Origin of the sequence: Sorangium sp. So ce406, assembly GCF_051474675.1 — a bacterium.
Classification (GTDB): domain Bacteria; phylum Myxococcota_A; class Polyangia; order Polyangiales; family Polyangiaceae; genus Sorangium; species Sorangium cellulosum_G.
The window spans coordinates 10947786-10964934 of the sequence record NZ_CP150340.1 but is presented as its reverse complement, the minus strand read 5'-3'; the positions used below and the strand labels follow the sequence as shown (position 1 = coordinate 10964934).

General features: G+C 74.5%; 15 protein-coding genes. 6 read left to right on the top strand and 9 right to left on the bottom strand.

The features are described from left to right. Positions 1–58 precede the first annotated feature (58 nt). The 3 genes from WME96_RS41230 to dapA form a co-directional block, all read right to left on the bottom strand. Positions 59–2287, bottom strand: a complete 2229-nt coding sequence (locus tag WME96_RS41230; RefSeq protein ID WP_437287013.1) for a hypothetical protein — start codon at positions 2285–2287, stop codon at positions 59–61. A gap of 138 nt (positions 2288–2425) precedes the next feature. Beyond that, a complete protein-coding gene (dapB, locus tag WME96_RS41225; protein WP_437287012.1) occupies positions 2426–3280 on the bottom strand; it encodes a 4-hydroxy-tetrahydrodipicolinate reductase in 855 nt (284 codons plus the stop codon). 29 nt (positions 3281–3309) lie between these two features. Beyond that, the gene (gene dapA, locus WME96_RS41220; RefSeq protein WP_437287011.1) at positions 3310–4215 is read right to left on the bottom strand and encodes a 4-hydroxy-tetrahydrodipicolinate synthase; all 906 of its coding nucleotides are present in this window, start codon (positions 4213–4215) and stop codon (positions 3310–3312) included. A gap of 399 nt (positions 4216–4614) precedes the next feature. Here dapA and WME96_RS41215 point away from each other — a divergent pair, with 399 nt between their 5' ends. The 6 genes from WME96_RS41215 to WME96_RS41190 all read left to right on the top strand — a co-directional run bounded on the left by WME96_RS41215 (position 4615) and on the right by WME96_RS41190 (position 8528). Continuing rightward, entirely contained in the window at positions 4615–5208 is a 594-nt protein-coding gene (locus tag WME96_RS41215; RefSeq protein ID WP_437287010.1) for a NuoI/complex I 23 kDa subunit family protein, read from the top strand. Between the two features lie 115 nt (positions 5209–5323). Continuing rightward, entirely contained in the window at positions 5324–5839 is a 516-nt protein-coding gene (locus WME96_RS41210) for an NADH-quinone oxidoreductase subunit J family protein (RefSeq protein WP_061619465.1), read from the top strand. A 3-nt stretch (positions 5840–5842) separates the two neighbouring features. Continuing rightward, positions 5843–6151 (top strand): NADH-quinone oxidoreductase subunit NuoK, encoded by a 309-nt coding sequence (gene nuoK, locus WME96_RS41205; RefSeq protein ID WP_061606420.1) that lies wholly within the window; start codon positions 5843–5845, stop codon positions 6149–6151. A gap of 303 nt (positions 6152–6454) precedes the next feature. After that, positions 6455–6700, top strand: a complete 246-nt coding sequence (locus WME96_RS41200; RefSeq protein ID WP_061619469.1) for a hypothetical protein — start codon at positions 6455–6457, stop codon at positions 6698–6700. 179 nt (positions 6701–6879) lie between these two features. Beyond that, complete coding sequence (locus tag WME96_RS41195; protein ID WP_437287009.1) at positions 6880–7923, top strand: glycosyltransferase family 2 protein; 1044 nt, start codon at positions 6880–6882, stop codon at positions 7921–7923. Between the two features lie 5 nt (positions 7924–7928). Then, on the top strand, positions 7929–8528 hold the full coding sequence (locus WME96_RS41190) for a class I SAM-dependent methyltransferase (protein WP_437287008.1): 600 nt from the start codon (positions 7929–7931) through the stop codon (positions 8526–8528). Between the two features lie 19 nt (positions 8529–8547). On the opposite strand, the gene WME96_RS41185 is transcribed toward WME96_RS41190, so the two are convergent. The 6 genes from WME96_RS41185 to WME96_RS41160 form a co-directional block, all read right to left on the bottom strand. Next, the gene (locus tag WME96_RS41185) at positions 8548–11133 is read right to left on the bottom strand and encodes a hypothetical protein (RefSeq protein WP_437287007.1); all 2586 of its coding nucleotides are present in this window, start codon (positions 11131–11133) and stop codon (positions 8548–8550) included. Between the two features lie 187 nt (positions 11134–11320). After that, a complete protein-coding gene (locus WME96_RS41180) occupies positions 11321–12391 on the bottom strand; it encodes a lysylphosphatidylglycerol synthase domain-containing protein (protein ID WP_437287006.1) in 1071 nt (356 codons plus the stop codon). Beyond that, entirely contained in the window at positions 12388–13131 is a 744-nt protein-coding gene (locus tag WME96_RS41175) for a class I SAM-dependent methyltransferase (protein WP_437287005.1), read from the bottom strand. Before WME96_RS41175 ends, WME96_RS41180 begins: the two co-directional genes overlap by 4 nt. An 8-nt stretch (positions 13132–13139) precedes the next feature. After that, entirely contained in the window at positions 13140–16097 is a 2958-nt protein-coding gene (locus WME96_RS41170) for a protein kinase domain-containing protein (protein WP_437287004.1), read from the bottom strand. A 55-nt stretch (positions 16098–16152) separates the two neighbouring features. Beyond that, positions 16153–16584 carry a hemerythrin domain-containing protein gene (locus WME96_RS41165; protein WP_437287003.1) on the bottom strand — a complete coding sequence of 144 codons (432 nt, stop codon included), beginning with the start codon at positions 16582–16584 and terminating at the stop codon, positions 16153–16155. Between the two features lie 81 nt (positions 16585–16665). Continuing rightward, positions 16666–17115, bottom strand: a complete 450-nt coding sequence (locus WME96_RS41160) for a hypothetical protein (RefSeq protein ID WP_437287002.1) — start codon at positions 17113–17115, stop codon at positions 16666–16668. Positions 17116–17149 lie beyond the last annotated feature (34 nt).

Here is a 17149-nt window from a genome sequence, read left to right as displayed (position 1 = left end):
CACCGCCGCGCCGCTCCCCACGCCGGGCCGCGCCGGACCGAGCGCCCGGCCGCGCGGCTCAGCGGCGTGGCGCCGCGTCCTGGAGGGCGCGCGCGAGCACCTTCTTGAGGGCGCGAGCCTCTCCTCCGTTCGGGTTGTTCTTGCGCCCGTAGTGGCTCGCCGCGCCGACGCGCACGATGCACTGGACCGTCCGCGTGTACCGCCGGGCTGCCTTCGCGACCGCCCGATCGTCCGGCGCGGACGCCGACGAGACGGCCGCGCCGAGGTCGTTCAGCGCCGCGTCGAGCGGCGGGCAGCCCTCCGGCGTGCCGGGCAGCTCGAGGGGGGGCGGGGCGCGGCAGCAACGGGCGCGCAGGGCGGCGAGGGCCGCCATGTCGTACCAGCGGAGCACGCCCCATTCCTTCGTCGCGTCCGAGATCCCCGTGGGCCCGGCGGCCTGGGCGAGGTGGCTCTTCAGCGCGGCGACGCCCTTCATCGGGTCGACCTCGGCGCAGACGAACGCCATCTGCCCCGCGGTCGCGGCGTCGACGCTCTTGCCGGGGAAGAGCGGGGTCATGCACGCGGCGAACTCCGCCGAGGCCGCTTCTGTCGCCGCTGCGCTCGCCGCGCCGGCGTCCACCGGCTCAGGCGCTGCCGCGGCGGCGTCTTGCGTGGCCGCGGAGGCCGCGTCGTGCGCCGCCGCGGAAGCGGCCGGCGGCGCGCCTGGCTCCGCGGGGGTGGCGCAGGCGGCGGGCGCGGCAGGCAGCGCCGGGACGGGCGGCGGGGACGTCGCGGCATCGCGGTGGCGCAGCCAGAGCCAGGCCGCCGCGGCGGCGCCGGCGAGGACCACGACACAGAGGACCAGCGCCGCGATCCGGCGGGCGCCGGACGGCCTCCCGCGGCGCGGGCGCGGCCTCGGCGCCGCGGCCGGGGCGCGCGGCGCATGGGGACCGGGCGCGCGGATGTGCGCGACGCCGCTGCTGGGCGCGAGCGCGAACGGCTGCGAGGGCGTCGGCGGCACCTCGTCGCCCGCGAACAGCGGCACACCGACAGCGCGCAGCGGTGGCGGGCTCTCCGGCTCGTCGTCATCATCGTCCGCGGCGGAAAACAACAGTGCGGGCGAGATGGACGGCGGTTCCGCTGCGGGCCAGACGGCCGGCGGCTCAACCTGCGCCGGCGAGCCTGCCGGTGCGGGCGGGCTGCTGGAGGCACCTGCCGGCGAGGCGCCGGCGAGCTCCGATGGTCCGGGAGGCGAGGCCGGGGGCGCGTTCACGGGGCGATCCGGCGCCTCGGGCACCGGGGTGGTCGGCGTGCCCGCCGTCCGTCGAAGGCCCAGCGCCGCGAGCCCGTGGAGCGGGAGCGGCGTCCGGCGCGCCGTGGAGCCCCCGCCGTGTGGCGGCAGCGAGCTCGTGTGCCCACGAGGCGGCGGGCTCCAGCGAGGCGGCTGCGACCCGCCGGAGCTCTCTGCCGGCGGGGCGCTCCTGCGCGGCGGCTGCGAGCCGCCGGAGCTCTCTCCCGGCGGGGCGCTCCTTCGCGGCGGCTGCGAGCCGCCGGGGCTCTCTCCGGGCGGGGCGCTCCTTCGCGGCGGCTGGGAGCCGCCGGGGCTCTCGCCGGGCGGGGCGCTCCTTCGCGGCGGCTGCGAGCCTCCGGAGCTCTCTCTCGGCGGGGCGCTCCTGCGCGGCGGCGGCTGCGAGCTCGACGCGCCCCGCAGGCCGCTGCTCGAGGGGCGCGGCGCCGGCACGGTCCTCGGCGACTCCGCGAGCGGGTGCTCGTCGAGCGGCGGCAGCTCCTCCAGGCCGTCGCCTGGCCGCGCCGCCTCCAGCGCGCGGCGGAGCGCGGCGACCTCGACGATCCGCTGCCTGGCGTCGCGCGCGAGCGCCTGCTCCAGGACGCGCCACAGCGCGTCGCCCTCCTCGCCCGCCGGCGTCACCCGCGGCGCGGCGCCGGCGCCCTGCAGACGGCGCACCTCCCTGTCGCTCTCGGCCGGGAAGGGGAGCTTCCCCGAGAGCGCCACGTACAGGGTCACCGCGAGCGCCCAGGTGTCATCCCCGCGGGACGGCCCCTCGCCGGCGGCCCGCTCCGGCGAGCGGTAGCCCACGAACGCCGGCGTCGCGAGCGGATCCGAGAGCCATCCGCTCGACGCGCACGGCTCGCCCTCCATGACGACGCACGCGGCCGACAGCCGGCCGTGCACGGTCCCGCGCCCGTGCAGGCGCTCGACGCGCTTCGCCAGGCGGATCACCCAGCCCACCGCGTCCCGGGCCGGCAAGGGTCCCGCGCGTGCGATCCGCGCAGCGAGCGTCTCCATACGAGCGGGGCAGCCTAGTGCGGCGCCACGCCGCGGACCACATTGTGGCGCCCCGCGCGACCCGCCGGAGCGCGGGTCGCCGCCCCGTCATCTCGCCGTCGCGCCGCCTCCTCGTCCGGCTGCCCGGCGGCGTCGCCGTCAGCCCTCGATCACGTCCGCCATCGTGTAGCGGCCCGGCGGCTTGCCGTGCAGGTGCCACGCCGCGCGCAGCGCCCCGCGCGCGAAGAGATCCCGGCTCGTGGCGCGGTGCGTGAGCTCCAGGCGCTCGCCGGGGCCGAGCAGGTGGACGGTGTGGTCGCCGATGACGTCTCCGCCGCGCACGGCGAAGATCCCGAGCTCGTTCGCCTTGCGGGGGCCGACGTTGCCCTCCCGGCCGTGCACGTCCGAGAGCGCCGCCGCCGCCTCCTCGCCGGCCTCGCCGCGGGCCGCGCGCACGGCGTCCGCGAGCCGCACGGCCGTGCCGCTCGGGGCGTCCACCTTGGCGCGGTGGTGCACCTCGACGATCTCGACGTCGTAGCCGGGCCCGAGCCGCCGCGCCGCGCTCGCCGCGATCTCCGCGAGCACGTGGATGCCGATGCTCGTGTTCGGCGACCAGAGCACGGGCACGTGCCGCGCCGCCTCGTCGAGCAGCCGCTCGCACGTGGCGTCGAGGCGCGTCGTGCCGCTGACCACCGCGACCTTGGCCCGCATCGCGAGGTGCAGGAGCCGCGGGAGCGCCTCCGGCCGCGAGAAGTCGATGACCACGTCCGCGCCGAGCAGCCCGGCGCTGACGTCGTCGCTCATCGCGACGCCGATGGTGCCCGTCCCCGCCAGCTCGCCGACGTCGCGGCCGATGCGCGACGAGCCGCGCGACACGATCGCGCCCACGACCTGCGCGCGCTCGTTCGCGGCGAGCCGGACGATCGCCTGCCCCATCTTCCCGCTCGCGCCGTGGATCGCGACCTTCAGCGAGTGGGCCTCCTCGGTCGCGGCGGCCCCCAGCAGCACGCCCATCGGTACGCCTCGATGATCGCCGTTCGATTTCACGTCGCCTCGCGCCTCGCCTCGAGCCGCCGCACCGCCTCGGCGATCTGCTGCCTGGTCGCGTCGCCGGCCGGCGCCAGCGGCAGCCGCACGGCGGGGCTCATGCGGCCCAGCGCGGCGAGCGCGGCCTTCGCCGGCGCGGGGTTCGGCTCGACGAACATGAGCCCGTGCAGCTCGAGCAGCGCGAGGTGCGCCGCCCGCGCGCCCGCGAGGTCGCCGGCCAGGAACCGCCGGGTCACCGCGCTCGTCTCGCGCGGCAGCACGTTCGACGTGACGCTGATGACGCCCTTCGCGCCGAGCGCCATCGTCGCGACCGTCAGCGAGTCGTCGCCGCACAGCACGGTGAGCCGGTCGCCGAGGCGCCGCACGAGCTCCTGGCAGCGGAGCACATTGCCCGTGGCGTCCTTGATGGCGACGACGTTCGGCGCGGCCGCGCAGATGCGCTCGGTCGCCTCGGCGGACAGGTCGACCCCGGTCCGGCCCGGGATGTTGTAGAGCACGATGGGCGCCGAGATCGCCTTCGCGATGGCCAGCGTGTGCTCGCGGAGCCCGTCCTGCGACGGCTTGCTGTAGTACGGCATCACGATCATCACGCCCTCGGCGCCCGCCGAGATCGCGGCGCGCGAGGCCTCGATCGTCTTCTTCGTCGAGAACGAGCCCGTCCCCGCGATCACCGGCACGCGCCCGCGCGCCGCCTCGACGACGCGCCGGATGACCGCTGTCGTCTCCGATTCGCTCAGGGTCGGCGACTCGCCCGTGGTGCCGCACGGCACGAGCCCGCTGACGCCCCCCGCGATCTGCGCCTCGACCAGCGCGTCCAGCGCCTGGAAGTCGACGGCCTCGCCGTCGGGCGTGAACGGCGTGACCAGGGCGGTGAGGGTTCCCGACAAGGGGAGCTGCGTCATGAAGGGACCATGATCGCCACCCGGGGTGCGCGTCAACAGGAGAGGACAGGTTCACCACGACCTCCGCGCACTCCGCGGGTTCCCGCCGCGCCGCGCGCCGCGCCGCGCCGCGCGCGCCGCGCTGGTCGGGCGCGGCCGCGCGGCGCCTCGGGCGCGGCCGCGCGGCGCCGGACGGGCGGCGCGCGCCGCGTGGTCGCGCGCGGCGCGGCGGGAACCCGCGCCGGTCGGGCGCGGCCATGCACGCCCTGCGGCGCGGGTCGGCGGACGCGCCGCGGGGCTGACGGATCGCGCCCCGGACGCCTCGAGGAAGGCCGGCATTCTGCTAGCCTGCTTGGTGTGGCACCTCGCTCGTCAGGGCCGTATACCCGCGCGCGTCAGGTCCCGGAGAAGCCCCCCGCCATGGATCTCGCCCAGTACATCAAGAGCATCTCCAGCGCGGCCACTACCATCCTGGAAGGGATGGCGGTCACGTTCTCCCATCTGTTCCGGGAGCCCATCACCGTCCAGTATCCCGACAAGACGGACCGCCCTGTCAGCGAGATGCTCCCCCCGCGCTACCGCGGCTTCCTCGAGGTGCAGATGGACATCTGCACCGGGTGCAAGCGCTGCGAGCGCGCGTGCCCCATCGAGTGCATCGCGATCGACCTGGAGAAGGACCCGGCGACGAAGAAGCAGGCGATGAGCCGCTTCGACATCGACATGGGCAAGTGCATGTACTGCGGCCTCTGCGTCGAGGCGTGCAAGACCGAGTCGACCGGCGCGATCCGCCACACCCGCGAGTTCGAGGGCGCGGCGCCGACGCTCGATCACCTCACCTTCCGCTTCATCCCCGAGGGGCTGGTGCCGCTGTACAAGGCGCCGAAGGACCTCGGCGAGGTGCCAGTCGGCGAGTACGGGCCCCATGCCCGCGAGGCCCGCGAGCGCGCCATGCGCGACAACCCCGCCGCGCTGGAGGAGCTGCGCGCCATCTGGCGCAAGGAGCGCGGCAAGTAGAAGGGCGCCGAGGGCGGGGCCGAGGACGCCGGCGCCGCGGGCGCGTGAGCCGGGGCGTCGCGCTTGATGGCTTGATGGGCGGTGAGCCGCGATCTAACGTCGCGGGCCTCACCACATGCCCCCCCTGAGCACACTCGCCTTCCTGGGGCTCGCCGCGCTGACGCTCGGCTCCGCCGGGCTCGTGGCGTTCTCCAGGAACATCATCCACTCGGCGCTGGCCCTGCTCGGCACGTTCCTCGGCGTCGCCGGGCTGTACGTCACGCTGTCGGCCGATTTCCTCGCGGCCACGCAGGTGCTCGTCTACGTCGGCGGCACGCTCATCCTCATCCTGTTCGCCGTGATGCTCACGAGCCGCATCCAGGAAATGAAGATCTCGAACCCGCGCGGCGGGCTCGCCGTGGCCTTCGTCCTGGTCACGGCGGTGCTCCTCGTGCTCGGCAGGGTGGCGACCCGGACCCCCTGGCCCGCCGAGGCCCGGCCGGCGATGCCGTCCACGGCCAAGCTCGGACACGCGTTCCTCGGCGAGTACCTGCTCCCGTTCGAGCTCGGCTCCATCGTCCTGCTCGCCGCCATGATCGGCGCTGTCGTCCTTGCGCGCCGCGCCGTCAAGCGCGCCTGGGAACGGGAGTAGGCGATGGAGATCGGGCTCATCCATTACCTCACGGTGGCCGCCGTGCTCTTCGGTCTCGGGCTGTTCACGGTGATGACCCGGAAGAACGCGGTGGGCATCCTCCTCGGCGTCGAGCTCATCCTCAACGCGGCCGCGCTCAACTTCGTCGCGTTCGAGCACTTCGTCGCGGGCGGCGTGGCCGGCCAGGTATTCACGGTCTTCATCATCGTCCTCGCCGCGAGCGAGGCGGCGATCGCGCTGGCCATCGTGCTCCAGGTCTATCGCAGCCACCGCAGCATCATGGCCGACCAGCTCACGTCGCTGAAGCACTGACGCGAGCGCGGCCATCCGTGCGGAAGCGTGGGATGGGCGACGCGGCGCGCGCCGCGCGCGGCGAAGAAGCGGACGACGCCGCGCGACGATGGTCGGCGGGCGATCGCGATCGACGACGCGGCGAGCGCGACGCCCGGACCGGCGCGTCGCGCGCCCTGGGGACCGCGTGTGCTGGGCTGCGCTGTCGTGGGGGAACGGGCTTGACGTGCGCGCAATCTGCCTGTTCCGGTGGAGCTCAATCCCACCGACAAGCAGGAAAAACCTGACCTTGCTAAGCCCCTGCGGGCGACCCACGTTCGAAGCATGCAGAACCTATCCAAGTCGGAGCTGGTGGGGTTCGTGGAGCTCGAGGTCGGCTCGCTTGCTGTGCAGGTGCCGATCCGCGCTGCAGCGGCGGCGACGGAGCTCCCCCTCGCCTCGTTCGAGGCCGAAGGGGACAATTGCGCCATCCTCGTGCGCGGCGACACGTCCTCCAAGGCGGTCGAGGTCGCGCTGCGTCAGGCGGCGCAGGAGGCGGTCAAGCACCTCTCGAAGAAGCTGCTGAACTAGCGCGGAGCGATCGTCCGCGGTCCCGGCGCGCGGGGCTGCGGGCCGTCGCCTCCGACGCACGGCGCCCCGGCGCCGGAGCTCCGCGGAGGAGCGACGCGGACATGTGCAGGCGGGCCGCGATGTGATCCGAGGTGAATCCCTCGACGCACATCGTGCTACGCTGCGCCGCGACATCCCCCGTGAAGCTCATCATCCAGATCCCTTGCTTGAACGAGCGCGAGACGCTCGCGCAGACATTCTCCGACCTGCCGAGGTCGATCGACGGCGTGGACGAGATCGAGGTCCTGATCATCGACGACGGCAGCACGGACGGGACGAGCGAGCTGGCCGAGCAGCTCGGGATCCACCACATCGTCCGCTTCGCCATGAACCGCGGCCTCGCCGCCGGCTTCATGGCCGGCGTCGACGCGTGCCTGCGGCTCGGCGCCGACATCATCGTGAACACCGACGCCGACAACCAGTATCGCGGCGCGGAGATCCCGAGGCTCGTCGCTCCGATCCTCGAGGGCCGCGCCGACCTGGTGATCGGCGACCGGCAGACGGACAGGATCGAGCACTTCTCGCCGCTCAAGAAGGTCTTGCAGCGGTGGGGCTCGCGGCTCATCCGACGCCTGTCGGCCACCGACGTCGCCGACTCGCCGAGCGGCTTCCGCGCGGTGAGCCGGAAGGCCGCGCTGCAGCTCTTCGTGCACAACCGCTTCACCTACACGCTGGAGACCGTGATCCAGGCAGGCCGCCGCGGCCTCGCCGTGCAGAACGTGAAGATCACGACCAACCCGAAGACGCGCGAGTCGCGGCTCTTCCGGTCGATCCCCGACTACCTGCGGCGCGCCGGTCCGGTGATGTTCCGGGCCTATGCGATGTACCGCCCCGTGCAGCTCGTGGGCTGGGTCGCGGCGATCTTGCTCGTGTTCGGCCTCGCGCTCGGCGTCCGGTTTCTCTATTTCTACCTCCAGAACCCGGATTACAGCGGTTATATCCAGTCGCTGATCGTCGCCACCGGCGCCGTCGTCGTGGCGTGCATCCTGGTGGCCGTGGCGCTGCTCGCCGAGCTCATCGCGGCGAACCGCCGCCTCGTCGAGGAGGTGCTGATGCGCGTGCGCCGGATCGAGACCGAGCTCGCGCAGCGGGCGCCGGCCCTCAGGCCGGAGGGCATCCACACGACGGGCGCGAAGCCGTGGCGCAACCAGCAGGTGCACAAGGCGCGGGCGAGCGCGGGGTGATGGTCATGTCGGGGAACATCGTCGGCAATCATTACGACAAGTACGGCACGAAGAACCCTGTCGCCCGGATGCTGATGGGCGGGTTCCTCGGCGCCGTCACGGACCTCTACCGCCGCGTCGCGCCGCGCTCCGTGCTGGAGGTCGGGTGCGGAGAAGGCCGGCTGGCCCACCACATCGTGACGAGCGCGCCGCGGCCCGAGCGGTTCGTGGCCACCGACGTCTCGCTGGAGCGCGTCGCGCCCGACGTGGACCCGCTCATCCAGTTCCGGGAGGCGTCGGTCTACGAGCTACCGTTCGAGGATCGCGAGTTCGACCTCGTCGTGTGCTGCGAGGTGCTCGAGCACCTGGAGGACCCGGCGCGCGCGCTGCGCGAGCTGCGGCGCGTGGCCGGCCGCTGGGTGATCGCGAGCACGCCGCGCGAGCCGCTGTGGCGCGCGCTGAACGTGCTGCGCGGCCGGTACCTCGCCGATCTCGGCAACACGCCGGGCCACATCCAGCACTTCGGCCGCCGCGATCTCGTGGCGCTCGTGGGGAGCGAGCTCGCCGTCCGCGAGGTGAAGAGCCCGGTCCCCTGGACGGTGCTGCTCGCCGAGCAGCGACCGTAGCCCTGCTGGGCCCGGGCGCTCAGCCGCCCGGGTCCTCCATGTCGTCGTCCTGCGAGGGATCTGCCGGGTCCGAAGGCTCCGGCGCTGACGGCGCGTCGGCCGGCTCGGGCGCGGACGGCGCGTCCGCCGGCGGCGGCGCCTCTGCCGGGGCGGGGCTGCGCTTGTCCCGCAGGTACACCGTGTAGTTCTTGAAGCGCTCCGCCGAGAAGAACGCGCTGTCCAGCTTCAGCGCCCGGCCGCGCCGCGCCGCGTCCTTTCCGACCACCACCGCCTCCGCGGCCTCGACGAGCGCGGCCTGCGCCCCGCTGTCCCTGGGCCACGCCTGGGCGGGCTTGGGCCCCTCGCCCTTGGGCGGCTGGAGCTTGGGGAGGATGTGGAGCGCCTCGACCGGATAGAGCCCGTCCTCGTAGCCCGGCGCGCCGAGCGCCAGCACCTCGTAGGGCAGCTCGTCGGGCGGCGGCGGCTCCTCCGGCATGGTCACGAGCTGGAGGCTGCCGAAGCGGCGCTTCTCGGTGGCGTGGCGGTGAACGAGCTCGTTGAACAGCACGGCCGCCTGGAGCGTGTCCGGCGGGCGCTGGTTCGGCGGGTACAGGATGTGGGTGATACCGACGCTCCGGTAATGCTCGTAGAGCTCGCGCGGCCCTCGCACGGGCTCGTAGAAGATGAGCGACTGCCAGGCCTGGATATCGAAGACGATGTCGCGCTCGATGCCGAGCGTCGTGCGGTAGTTGCGCGCGAGGATGCGCGCGTCCGGCGGGGTCGCCTGGGTGATCGCGCGATGGTTCTCGCGGAACTTGAACCGCTGCGCGTCGCTCCATTTCTTCTCGTACGTGGAGCGGATCAGCGAGAGCGCGCGCTCCAGCCGGTCGGGACCGGAGTAGAAGGGCACGTCGCCGCTCCACACGATCTGGAACACCACGAGCGGCACGAGGCCGAGCCGCGCGACCGTCCCGAGCTGCCAGGTGCGGACGAGCATCGCGGCCGTGGCGGCGATCGGCACCGCGAGCAGGCCCTGCAGGTAACGGTCCGCGGTGTACGTGTTGCCCCACACCCAGATGCCGGCGAACGCCGCCCAGGCCGCGAGCGCCGTCCGGCGCCGGCCCCGGATGACCAGCAAGGTCGGCAGGAGCAGCGTGAAGAGCGAGCCCATCGACGGGACGTAGCGAGTGAACGAGTAGTGCGGGGAGAACGAGAACGAGAAGAAGTTCCCGACCGCGATGAGCTGCCGCTCCAGCCCCTTCCCCTTCGGCAGATAAGGCTTGTTGGGGTACGCCTTCTCCATGAACTCCGCGGAGCGCGCGTGTTGCGGGTACGACCGCGTGAACACGCGCTGCGCCATCGGATAAACGGGGTTGTTGTAATAGATGGTGTTCTTGACGAAATGCGGCGCGGCCGTGCCGAGCGCCACGCCCGAGGCGATGAGCCCCGCGACGAGGACGCGGCGCGGGGAGAGGAGCGGCCGCCGGCGCTTCTTCGCGGCGCGGAAGGCCGCGCGACCGAGCAGGTACGCGGCGCGGGGCACGACGATCGCCGCCGCCATGCCGAGGTGGTAGACGGCCTGGTACTTCACCAGCATCGCGCCCCCGAGGGACGCGCCGAGCAGGACGGCATACCGCCTGTCGAAGCGCTCGGCGAAGCGCATCGACGCGAGCAGGACGGGCGCCGCGAAGAAGCCCAGGAAATGGTCCGCCGAGCCGCCGGGGTTCTGGTCGTGGACGAACAGCGACGGGAACAGGAAGAACGCCGCCCAGAGGCCGGGGACGCGCTCGCCTTGCAGCAGGTACCGCGCCAGCGCCGCGACGCCGACCACCTTCCACGCGACGAACACGAGCTCCAGGTGGAGCGCCATCATCCACCGCTGCTCCACGATCATCCCGGGGACGCTGAAGCCCCAGGCGTAGAGCATGCTCGCAAAATGGGGGAAGGCGCGGTTCACGTCCCCGTAGAACGGCACGATGCGGCCGGCGCGCGCGTAGTCCTGCCCGATCGGCAGGTGATACCAGGTCGCGTCGAAGCCGATGGACTCCGGGGTCAGCGACATCAGGTAGAGGAGGACGAAGCCCACGGCGCCGACGCCCGTCGCCGCGAGCCACAGCCAGCGCATTGCCCCTCTCGGCGTGATCGAGGCGTCGAGATCTCCCTTCAACCGCGACAGCCAGCGCGGCAGTTCGAGGAGCCCGCCCGCGAGGAGCGCCGCCGGCAGCGCGAGACCGAACCAGGGCCGGATCCAGCCGACAGCGCCGGCGAGGTACATGCCGAACACGAAGGCGATGGTGCCGAGCGCCATGCCGAACAGGCCCTCTTCGACCGGCGGCAGGTGCGCGAGGCGGAGCGCCCGGCGCAGCAGAGCGAGGCCGATACCGAGGCTGGAGAGCAGGAACAGCAGCGAATAACCCCAGAGCGGCGCGAGCCGCCACAGGAGCCAGTGCTGCACCGGGATGTGCTTGTGGACCGCGAACGCGTAGTAGGCGAGCCCCGCGATGCACGCGACGGCCGCGAAGGCGCCGCGCAGGAGCCTCGGCCGGGGTGAGTCGGAGGTCAGGGCGGCGCGCAGGCGAGCCAGGGGCGAGTCGGGGGTGAGGGCAGCACGCAAGCGAGCCAGCATGGCGGGCGCGCATCCTAGTACCGGGTGTCAGAAATCCAGGCAGGTTTTATGGCCGAAGCACCGCGGCGACGCGCGCGGTGCAACGGGCTGGTTTCGCGCGTCAGCAATCCCGCCAGCGGATGGCTGAGGCGTGAAACCAGCGGCGGCCGCGAAGCGGACGCCGGGGTTCGGGGCGGAGCCGAGAGAACTAGTGCGGTCGGGATTCCGCCCCGCGCCGCCCGCTGAGCAGGCGCGCTGCGAGCCAGCCGCCCACGTCGACGGCGAGCGAGGTGGCGCGCGAGATCACCGCGGCGCCCAGCGCGGCGGCGGGACCCACGGCCGGGGCGAGGCCCACGGAGAGCAGCGCCTCGCGCACGCCGATGCCGCCCGGCGTGGCCAGCGCGAGGAAGCCGACGATCGGCGCGAGCACGAAGAGGCCTGAGCCGCCGAGCGCCGCGCCCGGCGTCGCGCCGACGGCGAGCGCCGCGCAGGCGCCGTGCGCGGCCCAGGTCAGCCAGTACGCCGCGTGGGCGAGCGGCAGCCGCGCCGGCATGAGCGGCCCGCGCCCCTCGGCCGCGAGGAGCTTGCGCACGCGCGCGGGCGCGCGGGCCCGATCCACGGTCATGAGCGCGACGAGCACCACGCCCACGGCGAGGAGCAACGGCAGGCTCCACCGCCCGATGAGCGCGCTCACGCCCGCGACCTGCTCGCCGCCCGCCGCGAGCAGGCCGAGCCCCACGATGGCGCCGACCGCGACGAAGCTGATCAGCTCGACGGCGAAGGACGACCCCACCACCGCGCTGGTCGTGCCGATGCGCGGCGCGCCGAGCATGCGGATCAGCGGCACGCCGACCTTGCCGGGGATGTACCTCGCCGCCTGCGACTCGATGTGCAGGGCGATCGCCGGCCAGCGGGGGATGGGCCGGCCGGTCAGCTCCTCGAGGAGCCAGGCCCACGCGAGCCCGAGCACGACCGCGCCGAGCGCGAGGGGCAGCACCGACAGGGCCACGAACGCCGGGCGGACCTCGATGGGCTCGCCGCTCTCCCACCGGCGCGCGAGATCCCGCCCGGCGAGCGCGATGAACAGCGCCGCGGCGACCAGCATGACCGGGCGCAGCGCGGCGCGCACCCTGGCGAGCGGGCCCCCGATCCCTTGCGGCGGGCCGGGGGCGCCGGGCGCCGGCTCGGGCGGAGCGGCCGGGATCCTCGAGGGGGCGGGCGGGGCGTCTGGGGGCGGTGCGGCTGGGAGATCGACGAGCGGCGCGGGCCTGTCCTTCACGTCGGCCGGCGCCTCGCCACGCAGAAGACCGACAGCCCGAAGCGAGGCCGGTAACCGCGCGCGATGAGGTCGACCTCGGCGCCGAGGACGGCCTCGAGCGCGGTGGAGGCGAGGCCCGACTTCGGCGAGGGCTGCTTCATGCTGCCCTTGCCCGGGCGCAGCTTGCGCGCGGCGCTCCAGACGGCGCGCGAGCCGACCGCGGCGGGAAAGAGGAGCTGGTTGAAGTACGCGCAGGCCTCCACCTGGAAGTCGGCCGGCAGCGCGGCGCGGAAGCTGCCCGCGGTGTACCGGCGAAAGTGCTGGAGTGCGCGGTCGTGATCGCTGAACAGCCACGGATACGCCGGCACCGTGGCGACGAAGATCCCGCCGGGGCTCAGGTGATCGTGGATCCACCGGAGCGCGGCGCCGTCATCCTCGATGTGCTCGATGACGTCGAGCGCGCAGATCACGTCATAGCGCCGGTCGAGCTCGAACGGGAGCGGCGCGCTGTAGAGCGTCCTCGCCGCGCCGGCCCTCGCGATGGCCTCCTGTCCGAGGGGGCTCACCTCGTTCGCGTCGACGGCGCCGAACTCCGCGAGGACGCTCAGGTTCTGGCCGACCCCGGCGCCGACCTCCAGCAGCTCGAGCGGCCGCCGCGAGGGGGCGAACCCGCGCACCAGATGGGCCAGCAGCCGAGCTCTCCCCTTCCTCAACCAGTCGCCGGATTCCTCGGAGTACTGCTGGTATGCCGTCGTTTCCATCCGCTCTTTTATTCTGCGTGCGTCGGTGCTTCGGGGGGAAGCGGCTCGCTCGGGGGAGGCAGATCCGGGGGTGAGGTCGGCTCTGCCTCGGCCGGCTCCGGGACCGGGTCCGGGATCTCGATCGTCAGGTCATCCACCTTGGTGGCCGGCTGCTTCCGCGGCCTCTTCGGCGGTGGCGGCGGCGGCGTGCGCCGCTTGCGCGGCGCGGTCGACGTCGCGGTCGCGGCGGCGCTCGCCGAAGGCTGCGCGGCCGGCGCCGCCGACGCGGCCGGCGCCGTGTCGCTGGGCGGAGGCGCAGGCTCCTGCGGAGGCGCCGGCTCGGTCGCGACGGCCGGCGGCGCGGGCTCGACCTCGGCCGCCGGCGCGCCCAGCGGCGGGAGCCGCAAGCGAACGACCTGCCAGACCGCGACGCCGGCGAGGACCACCAGCGCGAGCGCTCCCCAGCGGGCGAGCCGGCGCCGGCGCGAGCCGGGGTCGAACTCCGGGAGCTCGCCCTCGTGCGCCATCCCGTTCACGGTGGAGCCCCTCATCCAGTGCTCCGGCGTCTGGCCGGCGCGGGCGGTGCGCTCCTGCGGGACCGGAGCGTGCTCCGGCGGGACCGGCGCACGCGCGATCGGCGGCTCGAGGGGCTGCGGCGCGCGCAGCGCGGCGGGAGGCGTGGCGCTCAGGGCCGCGACCGCCCCGACGGCGGCTGGCTCGACGCCGTCGCGACGCTCTTCGGGCAGCGCCTGGCCCGGCGGCGCGCCGCGCACGCTCGGCGCCTCGGTCGGATCGCCCGCATGCAGCGCGGGCGCCTGCGGCGGAGGCGGCGCTGCGGCCGCCGACGCTGCCGGCACGACGAGCGCGAACGCCTCGCCGCTCTGGGGCGCCGCGTCCGCGGGCTCCGCCGTGTCCGTGGCGGCCTGCGGCGCGAGCGCCGCGGGCTCCGGGGAGGCGAGCGCCGTGGCGGCCTGCGGCGCGAGCGCCGCGGGCTCCGGGGAGGCGAGCGCCGTGGCGGCCTGCGGCGCGAGCGCCGCGGGCGCGGGCGGCTCCACCCAGGGCTCGTCCACGTCGGTGTCGATCGCGTCCTCTTCGAAATCCTCGATGTCGACGTCGACGAGCGAGGGCGCGCTGTCGGCCGGCGGCCGGGGTGCTCCGCTGCGCGGAAGCGGCGTCGATCCTTGCGGGACCTCGTGGCTGCCTTCCGCGGTCGCGGGTCGCGCGCCGCTCGGTGGCGCCTTCGCGGAGAGCGGCGGCGCGTCGCCCGGCAGCGCGGTTGCGGGCCGCGCGCCGCTCGGTGGCGCGTCGCCCGGTGGCGCGGTCGCGGGTCGCGCGCCGCTCGGCGGCGCGGTCGCGGGTCGCGCGCCGCTCGGCGGCGCCTTCGCGGAGAGCGGCGGCGCGTCGCCCGGCTGCGCGTCGCTCGGGGGCGCGGTGAGCGGTGCCCGCGCGGAGGGCGGCGGCGTCCGGGCGAGCGGCGCCCCCGTGGAGATCGGCGTCGCCGTCTGCGAGGCGGCATCGCCGCGCCGCGGTGGCAGCGGGGGCCGCTCGCCGCGCCGCGAGGACAGCGGCGGGGCCTCGCCGAGCGGGGGCCGCTCGGCAAGCGGGGACGAGGTGGGCGGCTGCTCGCCGCGCTGCGCCTGCACCGCAGGTCGCTCGGTGAGCCGCGGCGGCGCTGCAGGTCGCTCCGTGGGCCGCGGCGGCGCCGGGGGCCTGTCGGTGAGCCGCGGCGGCGCCGGCGGCCGTTCGCCGAGCCGGGACGACAGCGGCGCGCGCTCGCTGAGCGGTGAGCGCTCGCCGAGCGCGGGCGGCGCCGGGGGCCTGTCGGTGAGCCGCGGCGGCGCCGGGGGCCTGTCGGTGAGCCGCGGCGGCGCCGGCGGCCGCTCGCTGGGCCGCGCGGGGATCTTGGCGCTCGGCAGCGTCGACAGCGGAGCAGCGGCCGCGGACCGATCGCCCGGCCGTCGATCGGACGATCCTGCCGCGTCGTCGCCGCCAGGGTCGGCCATCCGCGGCAGCGGCGGCGCCTTCGGGATCGTCGAGCCCGTCGCCGGCCGCGGCGGGGCCGCGGGCGGGCGCGTCGGCGCGGACCGAGGCGGCAGCGGCGGCGGCCGCGGCGAGCTCAGGCTGGCCGGGGCCTCGGTCGCCAGGTCGGCGATGCGGGCGAGCGCCTCCGCCAGATCGCGCGCGCTGCTGAAGCGCCCCTCCGGATCGCGATCGCACGCGCGGGCGAACCACGCGTCGAACGTCGGCGGCAGCTCCGGGTTCACCCGCGAGGGGACCGGGATCTCGCCGACCGAGATCTTGATCAGCAGGTCGCCGACGCCCTCGCTGTCGAACGGGAGCTCGCCCGTCACGCACTGGTAGACGATCACGCCGAGCGCCCAGAGGTCGGCGCGGTAGTCGACCTCCCGGAGCCCCTTCACCTGCTCCGGGCTCATGTAGTGCGGCGTGCCCATGAGCGTGCCGACCGTGGTGCGCTGGGCGGCGCGCTTGCCGTGGCCCACCTTGGCGATGCCGAAGTCGAGGATCTTGACGACCTCGTCGTCCTCGTTCGCGCAGAGGAAGAAATTCTCAGGCTTGAGGTCGCGGTGCACGATGCCGGCCCCGTGCGCGCGGGTGAGCGCGCGCGCGACCTGCGTCACGATCCTCGACGTCTCCTGGAGCGAGAGGCGGCGCCGGCGCGCGAGCCGCTCGAAGAGGTCCTCGCCCTCCAGCAGCTCCATCACGATGAACGGCTGCTCGCCCTCGATGCCGTGGTCGAGGATCTGCACGACGTGCGCGCTGCGGAGCTGCGCCGCCGCCGTGGCCTCGCGGCGGAACCGCTCGCGCGCGTCCTCCTGCTTCGCCAGGTCGGGATCGATGAGCTTGACGGCGACGTGCGTGCTGAGGGCCAGGTGCTCGGCGACCCACACCGAGGCTTGCGCGCCCTGCCCCACGGGTCGGATGAGGCGGTAGCGCTCGCTCAGCACCTGACCTGCTGCGATAGACACGGCGGCAAAAGCCTACGTCGAGGGGAACATCCGTGTCGAGTTCCTGCGCACCGTCTCAGATCTCCTGACGAGCCGTTTCCTTCATCAGCGCGCGCCACTCGTCATCGGTGAGCTCTGGATAAATGTAGTCGCCCTCGAAATTTGTATGGTGCAGGAGCAGCCTCGCGACGTGCGCGATGACCCCGGCGACGTCGCTGCCCTGCGCGGCGCGCGCGAGCGCCTCGGTCGCGTCGCGCACCGCGGCGTGCTGCTTCAGCGCGACCTGGACCTCCTCGGCGAGCCCGCGCGCCTGGAAATGCGGGAAGATCGCGGCCTCTTCGTAGCGCATGTGCCGCTCCATGGGCCCGCGGAGGAAGGCGAGCAGGCTCTCGCGTTCAGCGCTCGCCTCGTCCGCGGAGCGCTGCGCCATCGCGAGGAGCTTCCTCGCCATGTCGCGAGCGAGCTCCTCCTCCTGGAAGAGGTCGCTCACCATCCGGTCCAGTTCCATGACGCGCCGACCCTCGTAGTTCAGATCCCGCGGAGGGTCGAGCGCGTCCCGACGCGATCGGGCAACCCGCGGCCGTCCGGCTCAGTCGCGCGCGGCCTCCCGGGACCGGACGATGGCGGCGAGCCTGCCGACCACGCCGTTGGCGACCATCGTGAGGACCTGCTTCTCCAGCGCCTCTCGCTCGCTCGGCCTGCCGCCGAACGAGATGCGCGAGCGGGCGGTGGGGCCGCCGACGACGCGGCCGACCACGGTGCAGCTCACGCGGTGGACGTCGCCCCGCGTGGACGAGGTGAACTCGACGACGCGGGCGCTGAGCACGACCGATTTCGCCTTGCCGAAGTCCGCCTTCTTCGCGGCGCTCGCGAGCAGGCCGCGCAGCGCGCGCGCCCGCCGGGCCTGCCCCTCGCCCGCGGGGACGTCGACGCTCTTCCAGTCGACCTTGGTCTCGCGGGCGGAGGCCATCGCTGGCAAGGCCATGAGCGTGGTCAGGGCCATCACCGCCAAGAACACCCATCGTGACGCGTGCCGCATGCGACCCACGCTAGTGGGCCGCGCGCTGGCCGGC

What these genes read in the sequence shown, in the direction of transcription:
- WME96_RS41230 (WP_437287013.1), bottom strand. Translation starts at nt 2,287, where the DNA reads ATGGAGACGCTCGCTGCGCGGATCGCACGCGCGGGACCCTTGCCGGCC.
- WME96_RS41165 (WP_437287003.1), bottom strand. Translation starts at nt 16,584, where the DNA reads ATGGAACTGGACCGGATGGTGAGCGACCTCTTCCAGGAGGAGGAGCTC.
- dapA (WP_437287011.1), bottom strand. Translation starts at nt 4,215, where the DNA reads ATGACGCAGCTCCCCTTGTCGGGAACCCTCACCGCCCTGGTCACGCCG.
- WME96_RS41190 (WP_437287008.1), top strand. Translation starts at nt 7,929, where the DNA reads ATGTCGGGGAACATCGTCGGCAATCATTACGACAAGTACGGCACGAAG.
- WME96_RS41215 (WP_437287010.1), top strand. Translation starts at nt 4,615, where the DNA reads ATGGATCTCGCCCAGTACATCAAGAGCATCTCCAGCGCGGCCACTACC.
- nuoK (WP_061606420.1), top strand. Translation starts at nt 5,843, where the DNA reads ATGGAGATCGGGCTCATCCATTACCTCACGGTGGCCGCCGTGCTCTTC.
- dapB (WP_437287012.1), bottom strand. Translation starts at nt 3,280, where the DNA reads ATGGGCGTGCTGCTGGGGGCCGCCGCGACCGAGGAGGCCCACTCGCTG.
- WME96_RS41210 (WP_061619465.1), top strand. Translation starts at nt 5,324, where the DNA reads ATGCCCCCCCTGAGCACACTCGCCTTCCTGGGGCTCGCCGCGCTGACG.
- WME96_RS41160 (WP_437287002.1), bottom strand. Translation starts at nt 17,115, where the DNA reads ATGCGGCACGCGTCACGATGGGTGTTCTTGGCGGTGATGGCCCTGACC.
- WME96_RS41175 (WP_437287005.1), bottom strand. Translation starts at nt 13,131, where the DNA reads ATGGAAACGACGGCATACCAGCAGTACTCCGAGGAATCCGGCGACTGG.
- WME96_RS41200 (WP_061619469.1), top strand. Translation starts at nt 6,455, where the DNA reads ATGCAGAACCTATCCAAGTCGGAGCTGGTGGGGTTCGTGGAGCTCGAG.
- WME96_RS41185 (WP_437287007.1), bottom strand. Translation starts at nt 11,133, where the DNA reads ATGCTGGCTCGCTTGCGTGCTGCCCTCACCCCCGACTCGCCCCTGGCT.